This window comes from Clostridium sp. BJN0001, from assembly GCF_022869825.1.
Classification (GTDB): Bacteria; Bacillota; Clostridia; order Clostridiales; family Clostridiaceae; genus Clostridium.
On the sequence record NZ_CP094971.1, the window covers coordinates 86,150 to 100,820 of the forward strand.

Annotated in this window: 14 protein-coding genes and 1 CRISPR repeat array (1 of these 15 only partly in view); of the genes, 10 read left to right on the top strand and 4 right to left on the bottom strand. The window is 29.4% G+C overall.

Annotation, left to right across the window (positions count from 1 at the left end; all coding sequences use genetic code 11):
* A CRISPR array of direct repeats spans nucleotides 1–659; the repeat unit is 37 nt; unit sequence ATTGAAGAGGAACATCCATTAAAACAAGGATTAAAAC; it begins 1,922 nt to the left of the window's first position.
* A 158-nt stretch (nucleotides 660–817) separates the two neighbouring features.
* Complete coding sequence (locus tag MTX53_RS00390; protein ID WP_244834219.1) at nucleotides 818–2,122, top strand: peptidoglycan-binding domain-containing protein; 1,305 nt, start codon at nucleotides 818–820, stop codon at nucleotides 2,120–2,122.
* Here MTX53_RS00390 and MTX53_RS00395 read toward each other — a convergent pair.
* Together MTX53_RS00395 and MTX53_RS00400 are read right to left on the bottom strand one after the other, a co-directional pair.
* Entirely contained in the window at nucleotides 2,119–3,018 is a 900-nt protein-coding gene (locus tag MTX53_RS00395) for a radical SAM protein (RefSeq protein WP_244834220.1), read from the bottom strand. The genes MTX53_RS00390 and MTX53_RS00395 overlap by 4 nt on opposite strands.
* 58 nt (nucleotides 3,019–3,076) lie before the next feature.
* Nucleotides 3,077–4,141: a transporter gene (locus MTX53_RS00400; RefSeq protein WP_244834221.1), complete on the bottom strand. Its 1,065-nt coding sequence runs from the start codon at nucleotides 4,139–4,141 to the stop codon at nucleotides 3,077–3,079.
* A gap of 105 nt (nucleotides 4,142–4,246) precedes the next feature.
* Here MTX53_RS00400 and MTX53_RS00405 point away from each other — a divergent pair, with 105 nt between their 5' ends.
* The 9 genes from MTX53_RS00405 (at nucleotide 4,247) to MTX53_RS00445 (ending at nucleotide 12,462) form a co-directional block, all read left to right on the top strand.
* Nucleotides 4,247–5,173 (top strand): TIGR01212 family radical SAM protein, encoded by a 927-nt coding sequence (locus MTX53_RS00405; RefSeq protein ID WP_244834222.1) that lies wholly within the window; start codon nucleotides 4,247–4,249, stop codon nucleotides 5,171–5,173.
* Nucleotides 5,170–5,889 carry a 2-phosphosulfolactate phosphatase family protein gene (locus MTX53_RS00410; RefSeq protein WP_244834223.1) on the top strand — a complete coding sequence of 240 codons (720 nt, stop codon included), beginning with the start codon at nucleotides 5,170–5,172 and terminating at the stop codon, nucleotides 5,887–5,889. Before MTX53_RS00405 ends, MTX53_RS00410 begins: the two co-directional genes overlap by 4 nt.
* A 17-nt stretch (nucleotides 5,890–5,906) precedes the next feature.
* Nucleotides 5,907–6,740 (top strand): NAD(P)-dependent oxidoreductase, encoded by an 834-nt coding sequence (locus MTX53_RS00415; RefSeq protein WP_244834224.1) that lies wholly within the window; start codon nucleotides 5,907–5,909, stop codon nucleotides 6,738–6,740.
* 12 nt (nucleotides 6,741–6,752) lie between these two features.
* Entirely contained in the window at nucleotides 6,753–8,021 is a 1,269-nt protein-coding gene (locus tag MTX53_RS00420; RefSeq protein WP_244834225.1) for a dicarboxylate/amino acid:cation symporter, read from the top strand.
* A 70-nt stretch (nucleotides 8,022–8,091) separates the two neighbouring features.
* Nucleotides 8,092–9,132 (top strand): PocR ligand-binding domain-containing protein, encoded by a 1,041-nt coding sequence (locus tag MTX53_RS00425; protein ID WP_244834226.1) that lies wholly within the window; start codon nucleotides 8,092–8,094, stop codon nucleotides 9,130–9,132.
* Nucleotides 9,133–9,229: 97 nt separating this feature from the next.
* Complete coding sequence (locus tag MTX53_RS00430) at nucleotides 9,230–9,913, top strand: response regulator transcription factor (protein WP_244834227.1); 684 nt, start codon at nucleotides 9,230–9,232, stop codon at nucleotides 9,911–9,913.
* 3 nt (nucleotides 9,914–9,916) lie between these two features.
* Nucleotides 9,917–11,203, top strand: coding sequence for a HAMP domain-containing sensor histidine kinase (locus tag MTX53_RS00435; protein ID WP_244834228.1), 1,287 nt, complete (start codon nucleotides 9,917–9,919; stop codon nucleotides 11,201–11,203).
* 74 nt (nucleotides 11,204–11,277) lie between these two features.
* Complete coding sequence (locus MTX53_RS00440; RefSeq protein ID WP_244834229.1) at nucleotides 11,278–12,192, top strand: cadherin-like beta sandwich domain-containing protein; 915 nt, start codon at nucleotides 11,278–11,280, stop codon at nucleotides 12,190–12,192.
* Nucleotides 12,193–12,276: 84 nt separating this feature from the next.
* Nucleotides 12,277–12,462 (top strand): hypothetical protein, encoded by a 186-nt coding sequence (locus tag MTX53_RS00445; protein ID WP_244834230.1) that lies wholly within the window; start codon nucleotides 12,277–12,279, stop codon nucleotides 12,460–12,462.
* A gap of 85 nt (nucleotides 12,463–12,547) precedes the next feature.
* On the opposite strand, the gene MTX53_RS00450 is transcribed toward MTX53_RS00445, so the two are convergent.
* Nucleotides 12,548–13,945, bottom strand: coding sequence for an ABC transporter permease (locus MTX53_RS00450; protein WP_244834231.1), 1,398 nt, complete (start codon nucleotides 13,943–13,945; stop codon nucleotides 12,548–12,550).
* Complete coding sequence (locus MTX53_RS00455; RefSeq protein WP_280527252.1) at nucleotides 13,936–14,670, bottom strand: ABC transporter ATP-binding protein; 735 nt, start codon at nucleotides 14,668–14,670, stop codon at nucleotides 13,936–13,938. The genes MTX53_RS00450 and MTX53_RS00455 overlap by 10 nt, the downstream gene beginning before the upstream one ends.
* Nucleotide 14,671 lies beyond the last annotated feature (1 nt).

Sequence of the window (14,671 nt, forward strand, 5' to 3'; positions counted from 1 at the left end):
AAAACCCCTTTCTTATACCGTATAAACTACTTTTCTTATTTATTGAAGAGGAACATCCATTAAAACAAGGATTAAAACCTTTTTACTTTCCCATTCTCAACATGATATGTTCATTGAAGAGGAACATCCATTAAAACAAGGATTAAAACTTTTTATTTTTCCAGTCTTCCAATTCCTCTGCTGTAGATTGAAGAGGAACATCCATTAAAACAAGGATTAAAACTCTACTGCAAGAGTAACGGTACAAGTCGCTACTCCAATTGAAGAGGAACATCCATTAAAACAAGGATTAAAACTCAAAGAAGTACCAATCTCCATCTATTTCTTCCCAGATTGAAGAGGAACATCCATTAAAACAAGGATTAAAACCACCTAAATCTATACTACAAATTCTATTATTAAACTATTGAAGAGGAACATCCATTAAAACAAGGATTAAAACTTATATATCATTAATTTATTTTTGTCTATACTTTTTGATTGAAGAGGAACATCCATTAAAACAAGGATTAAAACCTGAAAAGATTATAATTCAGCCGATAAGTACATCATTGAAGAGGAACATCCATTAAAACAAGGATTAAAACCCTTTCTCATCATATTCATACCATTCTTCATATCCGTTGAAGAGTGATATCCATTAAAATGAGTTCTATTATGTTCAAATAAATTAATTATTGTGGATAAATAAAGAAGCTATAGCACTAATTATTTAGCGTTATAGCTTCTTTATTTTTTAAAAACATTAATTAAGATGTAACTTTTTATTTATAAAATCATATTATATCATGGTGAATAAATATTTAAGGAGAAAAGTATGCCGAGCAGAGGAAGGCTTAAAATTGAATGTTTTAAAGGAGAAAATTATATACCTCTTGATGGATGCAAAGTAACTATTAAAGGATTTGAGAATCGTCAAGATATACAGGTTACTACAGATAGCAGCGGACTTACAGAAGAAGTTGAACTTGATGCTCCTCCTGTTGAATATTCTTTAAATAAAGATAATGAAAAGCAGCCATATTCAGTATATGACCTTGTTATAGAAAAAGATAATTTTGAACCTACAATGGTAAAAGGATGTCAGATATTTGCAGATCAGCTTGCTATTCAGCCTTGCTATATGAATGAATCAGAAAGTAGACAGGACCAAGTAATAGATATACTTCCAAATACTCTTTTTGGAGATTATCCTCCTAAAATACCAGAAGAAGAAGACAAGCCACTTCCACCTCCATCTTCAGGTGTAGTACTTCAAAAACCTGTTGTGCCAGGAGTTATTACAGTACATCAAGGAAGTCCTAATGACGCTTCTGCACCTAACTATACTGTACCATTTAAAAATTATATAAAAAATGTTGCATCATGTGAAATATATTCAACATGGTCTGAATCAACAATAAGAGCTAATGTATTCTGCATTATTTCATTTACTTTAAATAGGATATACACAGAGTGGTATAGAGGAAAAGGAAAGAGATTTGATGTTACAAGTTCTACTGCATATGATCATGCGTTTAATTATGGAAGAAATATTTATAACAGCATAAGTGTAGTTGTTGATGAATTATTTTCGACATATATAAAAAGAGTAAATAGAAAGCAGCCTTTACTTACACAGTATTGTGATGGAAAAAATGTAAGTTGTCCTACATGGCTTAGCCAATGGGGAAGTAAATACTTAGGCGATGAAGGAAAAGTACCATATGAAATACTTACTTATTATTATGGAGATAATATAGAACTTGTTACAGCAGAACAAGTTGAAGGAAGTCCTGAATCTTATCCTGGATATGATCTTACTGTAGGCTCAACTGGTATAGCAGTTAGCACAATACAAAATCAGCTTAATGCAATATCTAAAAATTATCCTCTTATTCCAAAAGTTATAGCAGATGGTAATTTTGGACCTAAAACAGCTGAATCTGTAAAGGTATTTCAAGGAGTATTTAATCTTCCTAAGACTGGAGTTGTCGATTATGCAACATGGTATAAAATTTCTGATGTTTATGTAGCTGTTACTAAAATTGCTGAACTTAGAGGAAGAAATAATAAAAATATATTTATTCCTCCATCATATAGTAGAAATAGATCTATAAAAACACCTAGTATTTATTATTAATCTACTCCGTTTAAATTAAATTCTGGAATATAAGATGTGTTTGCAGTCCCTTCATCTTGGATAAACCCATTTTTTATTCCAAGAGTAAGAGCATAGTTAATTATTGCATCATAATGCTTTGGATTAAGTTTTTTATTTATTTCAGGATACTTTTTAGCATCAAATAATGGAATATATTGATTCATTATACTTATAAAGATATTGTCACCATATCTATTATAGAGAGTATCAAGTACCTTTTTAGAATCAAATAAAAGTCCTGGAAGCATAAGATGTCGCACAATTACTCCTTTTTTCATAAGTCCATTTTTATCAAAAACAGGTTTTCCGACCTGTCTTACCATTTCATCAATAGCGTTTAATGCATTTTTTTGATAATTTTCTACTTTAGAATATTTTAATGCGTATTTATCATCAAAATATTTAAAATCAGGAAGATATACGTCTATATATCCTTCTAATGATTTAAGAGTTTCTATGCTGTCATATCCATTTGTATTATATAAAATAGGGATATTAAGACCATTTTTTTTAGCTATTTTAAGTGCTTCTATTATTTTAGGAACATATTGGGTTGGAGTAACTAAATTTATATTATTAGCCTTCTGTTTCTGAAGATTTAAAAATATTTCAGCAAGTTTTTCTTCAGATACTATTTTGCCTTTATTATCATGACTTATTTCATGATTTTGGCAAAATACACAATTAAAGTTGCAGTATGAAAAGAAAACTGCACCAGAACCATTACCTTTAGAGATAGGAGGCTCTTCCCACATATGAAGTGCAGCTCTTGCTATTTTTATTTCATTTCCTGCTTTGCAATATCCAAGTTCATTTTTATTTCTATTAACTTTGCAGTCTCTACTGCATAATCTACAATTATCTAAAGCGTTCATTTTTCTACCTTCTGTTAAGTTATTTTCAGCTTTTATTATAGAATAAAATAGTATTTAATTAAATGTTTTTTATTATTATTACTCTATGTTTTATAAAGAATACAATACATTGTCCTATAAAGAAGAGACTTAATGCGCCAAAAAGAGGATATAATTTTGAAATAAGAGTCCCAAACCCAAAGAGAGAAATAATAAATGATATGAATATTATTATAAATGTAGTTTTTTTGTAAGATATATTTATAATTTGGGATATTGATTTACTTATTGAAAATATATCTGAAACTTCTGTAGAAAACATCTCAAGAAGAATAATAACTAAAAGAGTAGCCTGAATTATACTTCCAAATCTATTTACTACAAATAAAAGAGGTATTTCTAATTTATATATATATGGCTGATTTATTGTCAGAAGAAGATTTATTGCAGTGCATAAAAGAGTTAATATAATTGAGCCTACAATAACTCCTACAATCATTGTCTTTACATTTTTTATCTTGATACTTAAAGGTACTAAAACTCCTGATGCAGAAAGCGTATTATATCCTGCATATAAAATTACTGAAAAAAATAAACCTTGTTTTTGAGGATAAGCATTTAAATTAGAAAGTGATATAGAGTCTCTGCATAATAATAAGTAAAGCACAGTGATAATTGTAATAATAGAGATAAGTCCAGGAACGATAAATGAATTTACCTCGATTAATCCGTCAGTACCTTTTAGAAGAAATAGTAAGGAAATAAAAATCATAAGAAGCGCTCCTACAACTTTAGGAAACCCAAAAAATTGATTTAAAAGTGCACCACTTCCTGCAAGTATTATTGAAGCACTTGAAATTAAAAATAAAGTAGTTACAGCAGTAGTAATTTTACTTAATATACCAGAACTTATTTTGTTAATAAGGTCACTATATGAATTAAGATTATAGCAGATACTTATTTTACATATTAAGGAACATATTGTAATGTAAAATATTCCACATAATATAATTCCTAAGAAGCTTTTTGTTCCATATTGAGTGAAAAATTGAGAAATTTCTTTTCCAGATGCAAGCCCTGCACCAACTATTGTACCTATGAAAACTGTCGATATATGAAATATATGTGTAAAATACTTTTTCACTCCTTTTCCCACCTTTCTATATTTATATAATATGTATATTTGAATAATTAAAATTTATCACATCTATGATATAATAATTGTAATGTTTATTTTATGGAGGGCAGTATGTGTACATTATGGAACAAAAAGAGATATTATAACCTTAATTATTTCCTGAGAAATAAATTTGGAGAGAAAGTATTTAAAATATCTCTAGACGGAGGATTTTCTTGTCCTAATAGGGATGGAACTATAAGCACAAAAGGATGTATTTTCTGTAGTGAAAAAGGATCTGGAGACTATGCTGGAAATAGATGCAATTCAATTTCAAAGCAGTTTCAAGATGTAAAAAAGATGATGAAACATAAATGGAAAAGTGGAAAATATATTGCATACTTTCAAGCTTATACAAATACATATGCTCCAGTTTCAGAACTGAAAAGAAAATATGAAGAAGCACTAAGTCAAGAAGGGGTAGTGGGGCTTGCAATAGCAACAAGACCTGATTGTCTTTCAGATGATGTTTTAGACCTTTTAGAAGATTTAAATAGTAAGACATATTTATGGATTGAACTTGGACTTCAAACTATAAATGAAAAAACAGCACTTCTAATTAATAGAGGATATAAACTTGATATATTTGATGAGGCGGCAGAAAAACTAAAAAAAAGAAATATAGATTTTGTTACTCATGCTATATTTGGACTGCCAGGAGAAAGTAAAGAAGATATGCTAAATACAGTAAAGTATATAGGCTCTTCTGGTGCAAAAGGAATAAAAATTCATTTACTTCATCTTTTAAAAAATACTCCAATGGTAAAATTATATGATGAAGGCAGATTAAAGTTTTTAACTAAAGAAGAATACATAGATATAGTTACAGAGGCTATATCAATTCTTCCACAGGATATAGTTCTTCATAGGCTTACAGGAGATGCACCAAGAGATCTTTTAATAGGACCTATGTGGAGCCTTAAAAAGTGGGAAGTATTAAATGCTATAGATAATACACTTGAAGAAAATAACATTTATCAAGGAAGGAATTTTAAATGAAAATCGATATTATAATTTCTCAAGATGATATAAAAGAAGATAAAATTTTAAAGAAAACAGCTGTTGTTATAGATATGTTAAGGGCAACATCGGTTATAGTAACAGCACTTTATAATGGGGCAAAATGTGTCAAACCTTTTCTTACAATTGAGGAGGCTTTAAATGAAGCACATAAATTAAAAAAAGATGAATATCTGCTTGGAGGAGAGAGAAATGCTGTAAAGATAGATGGCTTTGATCTTTCAAATTCTCCACTTGAATATACAGTAGATAAAGTAAAAGATAAAACAGTAATTATGACAACAACAAATGGCACAAGAACATTAACTAAATGTACAAAGGCAGATAAAATTATTACATCAGCAGTAATAAATGCTGATGCTTCAGCTAAAAAGATAGTAGAGTATAATAATGATGTTGTCATTGTTAATGCAGGAACTAATGGAAATTTTTCAATGGATGATTATATATGCAGTGGGTATATTATAGATAGAATTTTAAAGATAAATTCTGATGTGGAGCTTACAGATATAGCAAAAACTGCACTTATAATATATAGAAGCAATAAGGATATTTTAAGCTTTATAAAAAATGCTCATCATTATGGTATAATGAAAAAATTAAAATTAGATAATGATATAGAGTATTGTATAAAAAAGGACAGTATTAATATTGTTCCTGAATATAAAAATGGAAGCATAAAAATATATAAATAAGAATAGGGGGAAGTAAAATGAGAAAAATTTACAAAATATGGATAGTGGGCTCTGAGGGCGAAGTTGCAAAAGAAATTATGAAACTTATAGACAGCAGAGAAGTTAATATGCTTAGTACAGATTATGAAGAAGTTGATATAACAGATATAGATTCTGCACTTGCATATTGTTATTTAAATCAGCCTGATGCGATAGTTAATTGTGCAGGACTTACTGATTTTAACGAGTGTGAAAAGAATCCTTTAAAAGCGTATAAAATAAATGCAATAGGGGCTAGAAATCTTGCTATATGTTCAAGAAGAATAGGTGCTAGAATGGTTCAAGTTTCCACTTCTATGATTTTTGATGGAAACAAGGAGGATAGATATACTGAATTTGATAAACCAAATCCACAGTCTATTTTTGCAAAATCAAAGTTTGAAGGAGAAAATTTTGTAAAAAGTATGTGTAGTAAGTATTTTATAGTACGTCCAGGATTACTTTATTCTTCAAACAAAGGATTTTTGAAAAGTATATTAGATTCTGAGAAATTTATAGCTTCAGATGATATAAACTTTTCTCCAATAAGTGTTGAAGAATTTGCAAAATTTGTAGTTACTCTTGTGAATACTGCAGAATATGGAGTATATCATGTACCATATTCAAATGAATGTACAGAGCATGAGTTTGTAGAAGAAGTAAAAAAAGTCTTTAAGAAAGACATAAGTATAGAAAATGGTGAAAATAATTTAATTGGGCAGGTATCAAATAGTGTATTAGATAGCATTATGCTAAATATGCTTGATATTTATAATTTTGATTCATGGAAAGAAGATCTTTTAAGATATGCTTATAGTTGTAATAGAAAGTGAGGATAAAAGTAAATGAAAAAGAAAAAATTGGGGCTTACAACATTAATATTTATAAGTCTTCTATTAGGGGCTTTGACAGGAATAATTCTACATTATTTTATTGCTGATGGAATGGTAAAAGATATTATTGTAAATAATGTATTTTATATTATTGGAAATGCATTTTTACATGCAATGCAGATGCTTGTTGTTCCTCTTGTATTCTGTTCACTTGTATGTGGCAGTATGGCAATAGGGGATACTAAAAAGCTTGGAAAAGTTGGATTTAAGATAATACTTATGTATCTTGTTACTACTGCTGTAGCTATTACTGTTGCATTAAGTATTGCAGCAGCAATTAATCCAGGAATAGGGCTTGATATATCTTCAGTATCAACATCTCAAACTACAGTACCTGATTCTAAATCTTTTGCAGATGTAATTCTTGATATAGTACCAACTAATCCTATAAAATCTTTAGCAGAGGGTAATATGCTTCAGATAATATTTTTTGCACTTATCACAGGAGTAATACTTGCTAAAATTGAGGATAGAGTTCAGAAAGTATCAAGATTTTTTTCTGAATTTAATGAAGTAATGATGCATATGACAATATTAGTTATGAAAACTGCACCTTTAGGAGTTTTTTGTCTTATTGCAAAAACATTTTCAGGTATAGGATTTAATGCATTTTTACCGATGCTTAAATATATGCTTTCTGTATTTTTAGCTTTAGGAGTTCAGTGTTTTATTGTATATATGATTTTATTAAAAGGATTTACAGGATTAAGTCCTATAAAATTTATAAAAAAGTTTCTTCCTGTTATGGGTTTTGCATTTTCAACAGCAACATCAAATGCAACAATACCTTTATCTATTGAGACTTTAAAAAATAAGATGGGTGTATCAAAGAAAATATCATCATTCACAATACCTCTTGGTGCTACCATAAATATGGATGGAACAGCAATTATGCAAGGGGTTGCAGTAATATTTGTTGCTCAAGCATTTGGAATACATCTTGATTTCTCAGATTATATAACTGTAATTGCAACAGCTACTCTTGCATCTGTTGGAACTGCAGGAGTACCAAGTGTAGGACTTATTACGTTATCTATGGTATTTCAAACAGTTGGACTTCCAGTTGAAGGAATTGCACTTATAATGGGAATAGACAGAATACTTGATATGTCAAGAACAGCAGTAAATATTACAGGAGATGCTGTATGCACAACAATTATTGCAAAGCAGGATAAATCCATTAACACCGAAGTATTTAATAACATGAGTAATATAAAATAATTGTGGAAATATATGAAAAAATGTGAAATAATATAATATATAATAAAAAATATGGGTGGAGATGTTAGGCATGTTAAAAATTTTGGAGAATAATGAGATTGATTTAGAAGCGCTTGAACTTAATGATATTATAAATATTGATACACTTCAAAAATTTCAAGATGATTTTGCAAGAGCGTTAAGTTGTGCGAGCGTAACAATAGATGCAAAAGGGGAACATATTACAAAACCAAGTGCATATACAAACTTTTGCCAAAATTTAGTTAGGTCAACAGAAGAGGGAAATAAAAGATGCGTAGAATCGCATAAACAAATGGGAATTGAGGCTGCAAAAACTGGAAGACCATATGTTAGTGAATGTCATGCAGGTCTTATAGAATTTGCTATACCAATAGCTATTAATGGAAAACTTATAGCTACTGTAATGGGAGGACAACTATTAGAAAATAACCTTGATGATACAAGCATTGAAAAAACTGCATCTTACATACATGTAGATTCAGATAAGTTAAAGAATGCTGCTAAAAAGCTAAAGGTTACTACAAAAGAAAAAATAGAATCTGCAGCAAATGTGTTGTTAGTAGTTATAAATACTCTTGCCAAAGCGGGTTATGACAAGCTTAAGCTTACAGTTTTAACTAAAAAATTAAATGAGAACTTTATGCAGGTTTCTGCTACAGTAGAAGAATTATCTGCATCATCTACAGATATTTCAAATCAGCAGGAAAATCTTAATGGAGAGATTTCAAAAGTAGGAAGTATAACAGAAAAAATTGATGAAATTCTTCAAGCAATTAAAAATATTGCAAAGCAGACAACAATGCTTGGACTAAATGCATCAATAGAAGCAGCAAGAGCTGGAGAAGCAGGAAAAGGATTTGCAGTAGTTGCCGCAGAAATAAAAAAACTTTCAGAGAATTCTAAAGAAACTGCTGATCAGATTGCCGTTTTAAATGGACAAATTCAGAATTCAATAAAAACTACAACAGATAATTCAGAAGCTATTCTTGATACAACAAAAGAGCAAGCTAAGGCTATGGAATCTGTAAGTGAATCTGTAAGAAATTCAGCTGAAATTTCAGATATTATAGATAATATGCTTTCAAAATAATTTATTTCACATAGAAAAAAGGGGCTATCGTATAAAATTCGAAGCCCCTTAATTAATAAAAATTTTTATAAAAGATTCTAAAAAGGAGCAGTAATTTATGATAAAAATTCTATTAGTTGAAGACAATAAGGAGATAAGTCAGAATATAACAGAATTTTTTAAGGGCGAATATGATATAACACCTGTCTACAATGGACAAGATGCGATTGATTATATTGACACATATTCTTATGATATTGCTATACTTGACTTAATGCTCCCAGATATTAGTGGTATGAGCATCCTTAACTATATTTCAAAAAAATGTTTAAATACAGGTGTGATAATATTAACAGCAAAAGAAGAACTTGGAGATAAACTTAAAGCCTTTAATCTTGGAGCAAATGATTATTTAACAAAACCATTTTTTATGGAGGAGTTAAAAGCACGTATTGTTTCAATTTTAAAAAGCATAGGAAAAATAAAAGCGGGAAATATTGCAAATTTTAAGAATCTTGAAATTGATATGAAGAAGAAAAAAGTTTATATAAATGGCTTTGAAATAAGTCTTAATGAAAAATTATATAAACTTTTAGAATATCTTGTACTCAATAAAAATGTACTTTTATTTAAAGAACAAATTTTTGATAATATTTGTGGATATAATAGTGACGCTGCTACAGATATAATAGAAGTTTATATGAGTAGACTCAGAAAGCAGATTGCTAAATACGGATATGATAAATATCTTATTACTAAAAGAGGAATGGGTTATATTTTAGATGAAAGTGCAGGAGACTAGAGCATGAGACAGAATTTATTTTCATCTACAAGAAAAAAGATTACGATTATAAGCACAGCGATTGTTTTTTCATGTCTTATAATTTTTGCAATAATTACTGGATTTTTATATTCATCTAGGGTTTTAGATAATGTAGATATGCAGATAAATCAGTTAACAACTTTAATTAAAGAGGAAAGTTATGAAAATGGTTTTGATTCAGTAAACGAGGCTTTAAAAAGAGAACCACCATTTAATTTTAAATTTAAATACGATGAAAGACCGATAAAAGTTCCACCAAATCTAATAGTTATAGTTTACAAGGATAATGAACTTGATAATATCAGCAAAAATTTATATTTTAGCAGTGCAAGCCTTCCTGATATTCCAGATGATAGCATAGATAATTTAATTATAATACAGAAAGATGAATACACATTTAGAGCTACTACTATAAATGTTGATAATTATAAAATAGAAGTATTGTCTAATATAGATTCAGAGGTGCATTCAATAAAAAGGCTTAGAAATTCAATATTTATAAGCTTTATAATTTTAATGACAATATGCTGCGTATTATCTAGATTTCTAGCATCAAGAGTATTAAAACCTGTAAAGGAAGCTTATGATAAACAGGTATTTTTTGTTCAAGATGCATCGCATGAAATGAGAACACCTCTTGCTGTAATAAAAGGCAAATTGGAGCTGCTTGCTCATTCATTTGGAGATACAATAGATATGCATTTTGACCTTATATCAAAAATGATGACAGAAATAAGATCGCTTGAAAAGCTTAATTCAGATCTTCTTTTATTATCAAAGGAAGATATAAATTCAAGCAAACAGATAAGTGAAATAAACCTTAATAAGTTTATTGATGATATAAGTGATTTTTATACTGATATTGCAGAAGTAAAAAATAAGAAATTTAAAGTCACAAAACCTTTAAATAAAATAAATGTAAAATGGGACTTTGATAAAATAAAAAGAATAGTAGTAATACTTCTTGAAAATGCATTTAAATATACAGATGATAGCGGAATAATAAATCTTAAATTTGAAGAATTTAATAAATATATACAGATAACTGTTAAAGATAATGGAATAGGCATAAGTGAAAAAGATAAGGAAAGAATCTTCGATAGATTTTATAGAAGTGAAAAAGTGCGAGCAGAAAGCATATCTGGAAATGGAATAGGGCTTAGTCTTTTAAAATCTATATCTAAAGATTTTGGTATTAAAATAAAGGTAAATTCTACTCTTAACAAGGGAACAGAGTTTATACTTAATGTGCCTAAAGAAGTTAAGTGAATTTTATTAAGCAAACATACAGATTATTATGGTAAGTTTTATTTATAATTAAAGTATGTCTGGGAGATGAAATTATGAAAAAAAGATATTTAAAGATTACTGTCATGTCTCTTATTTTAGCTTCATCGATAGCAAGTTATAGCATAAATTCTGATAAAGTATATGCATCAGAAGAGAATGATATAAGTGTTTTAACTTCAAGTGGAAATAGCATAAGCTTATATTCTGATGAAAGCTTAGAATCAAAATATGAAATTGATAATGATGATATAGAATCTGGAGAAACTTATTATATAAGTACAACTTCAAGCAAAATAAGAATTCATACATCATTAGATTCTGACCATGTAAGAATAGTAAAAGGAAATAAATTGTATAAAGAAACAGATGCAATACCATTATCTGATGATTCATCAGCTACTTTATATGTAAGAGTATATGATAGTGAAGTTGACTCGGATGCAGATAAAAATACATCTTATTCTTATCAATATAGGATAAGAGTTAATAGTTCTGAATCTGATACTTATGATGAAGATGATGAGGATGATGATATTTATGATGATGTATCATTAAACAATCTATCACTTATGGATGATAGTGATGAAGATTTAGAAATTAATTTTTATAGCTACATATCATCATATAAATTGGATGTAGATGATGATACTAATTATGTATATGTTAGGGCAGATTTACAAAATGATGATGATACAGTAAAGATTAATAGTGTAAAAGTTGACGATGATGATTCGTATGAAAGAAAGATTTATCTTTCAGATGGACTTAATGAAATAAGTGTTAAGGTTCAAGATGAAGATGGAAATGTAAATGTATATAAAATAGAAATACAAAGAGGAGAAAATGTATCATCTTCAAGTGATAATTCTTCTAACAATAAAGTTACATTAATAGCTGGTCTTAAAGAAGATGAAACTGTAGATGTAAGAAACTTATGGGTGCAGAATGATGATAAATGGCAGTATTGAGATTCTTACGGAAAACTAATAAAAAATGATTGGTATTATGATACTACGCTCAATCATTATTATTACTTTGATTCAGAAGGAAATATGAAAACAGGATGGACAATATATAATGGATATTATTATTATCTTGATAATAGTGGTGCTATGAAAACAGGATGGTTTAATGATACTGATGGAAAATGGTATTATCTTTATGAAGATGGCAAGATGGCATCAAATACATCTGTTGGAAATTATAAACTTGGAATTAATGGAGCATGGATTAAGTAATTTTATTTAAAAAAAGTAGTTAGAATTTATATTCTAACTACTTTTTTTGGTTGTGTTTATATATTTGAAATTTGTTTATTAAATGCTATTCATATCTTAGTGCTTCTATTGGATCAAGTTTTGATGCTTTCTTTGCAGGATAGTATCCGAAGAATACTCCTATTGCCATAGAGAAAGTAAAACTTATTAGAATTATAGGAACAGATATAACAGGGGTACGTCCAAGCACTTTTGCTCCGACAGCTCCAAAGATTACTCCAAGAACTATACCTATAATCCCTCCTATAGAACATATTATAACTGATTCAATAATAAACTGCATTTTTATATGTGAACTTTTAGCACCAAGAGCTTTTCTAGTTCCAATTTCTCTTGTTCTTTCAGTAACAGATACAAGCATTATATTCATAACACCTATTCCTCCTACAACAAGGGAAATACCAGCAATAACTGATACAGCAAGAGCTATTGAGCTCATCATTGATGTCATTGATTCAAGCATACTCTGCATATTGCTTGCAGATGCCTGCCATTTAGTATTTTTCTGATAAAGAGTTGCAAGATATTCTGATAATTCATCTGTGAAAGATTGAATATCAACATCTTCTGTTGTCTTTATCGTAAAAGACTGATAGTTTTTATTTGTTGAAGATGTTTTAACTGTTGTAACTGGAACGTATAAATTAGTTGATAAATTTTCTTCGGATTCAGTACTGCTTTCATTAGAAGTTTCATATTTATAAACGCCTATTATTGTATAAGTGAGTATTTTATCACTAGTATATATTCGTACCTGTTCACCTATTGGATCAGTATTTATTCCAAACATTTTTTCTACGAATTTATCAGAAACAACTGCAACTTTTTTGGCACCATCCATATCTTTGTCTGAGATATATCGTCCAGTAGTTAATTTTATATTTTTTACATCTTGATAACCAGGATTTGTGCCTGTTATAGAAACATTTGCATATAAATCGCCATCTTTAGCTTTACCAGAGCTTCCGTTCTCAGAAATACTTATAGCATCTATTGAATCCTCAAATGTTTCTGAAAGTGTATTTATCTGTTCCATGGTAAGTAAGTCAGTATCTTTTGGAGATGAACTTGAATTTTTGCTACCAGAGCGATTTCCACCTGGAGCACCGCCACCACCAGGAGCACCACCGCCACCAGGCATCTGCCCGCCTGCTGCTTTAGTATCGGCACCGCCAGCGCCAGGCATATTTCCGTCTTCAGTTCCATTAGCTTTTTTGCTATTTGTATCTGAAGTAGTGCTCTTTTGTTTTACATTTACGGTGATATTATTACTTCCCATGTCAGCCATGGAACTTGAAACAGATGAAGTCATTGCGTTACCCACAGATATAATTGCAATAACAGATGCAATTCCAATTATTATTCCAAGCATTGTTAAAATTGCACGCATTTTATTTGATTTCAGTCCTGCAATTGCAAGACGTATATTTTCTTTTATGAACATACGCATTCACCATCCGGAAAATGTCTATAATAATCTTTGTTGATTTCTTCGCTCACTATTTGACCATCTTTTAAAGTGATTATTCTTTGTGTTTCTTTAGCAAGTTCATTATTATGAGTTATAAAAACGATTGTTTTACCTTCCTTTTCATGAACTTCATGAAATAGATTCATTACAAGGTGTCCAGTTGCAGAATCTAGTGCTCCTGTTGGCTCATCTGCAAGAATAATTTCAGGATCATTAGAGAGTGCACGAGCTATAGCAACTCTCTGTTTTTGACCTCCTGAAAGTTCATTAGGCTGATGATATATTCTTTCAGACATTCCGACCATATCAAGAAGCCTTTTTGCACGTTCACTTCTTCTTTTCATAGGTACTCCTGCATAAAGCATAGGGAGTTCTACATTGTTTAAAGCCGTACTTCTTGGTATCAAATTAAAAGTTTGAAAAACAAATCCTATTTTTTTATTTCTTATTTCAGAAAGTCCATTATCGGAAATGGTATTAATATTTGTATCACCTAAAATATATTCTCCAGAAGTAGGTCTGTCTAATGCACCAATTATATTCATAAGAGTACTTTTACCAGAACCTGAACTTCCGATAATTGATACGAATTCACCTTCATTTACAGTAATATCTATTCCTTTTAAAATATTAAGCTGATTTTCTTCGCCTACATAAAAGCTTTTACATATATTTTTCATTTCTATTATCTTTTTCATA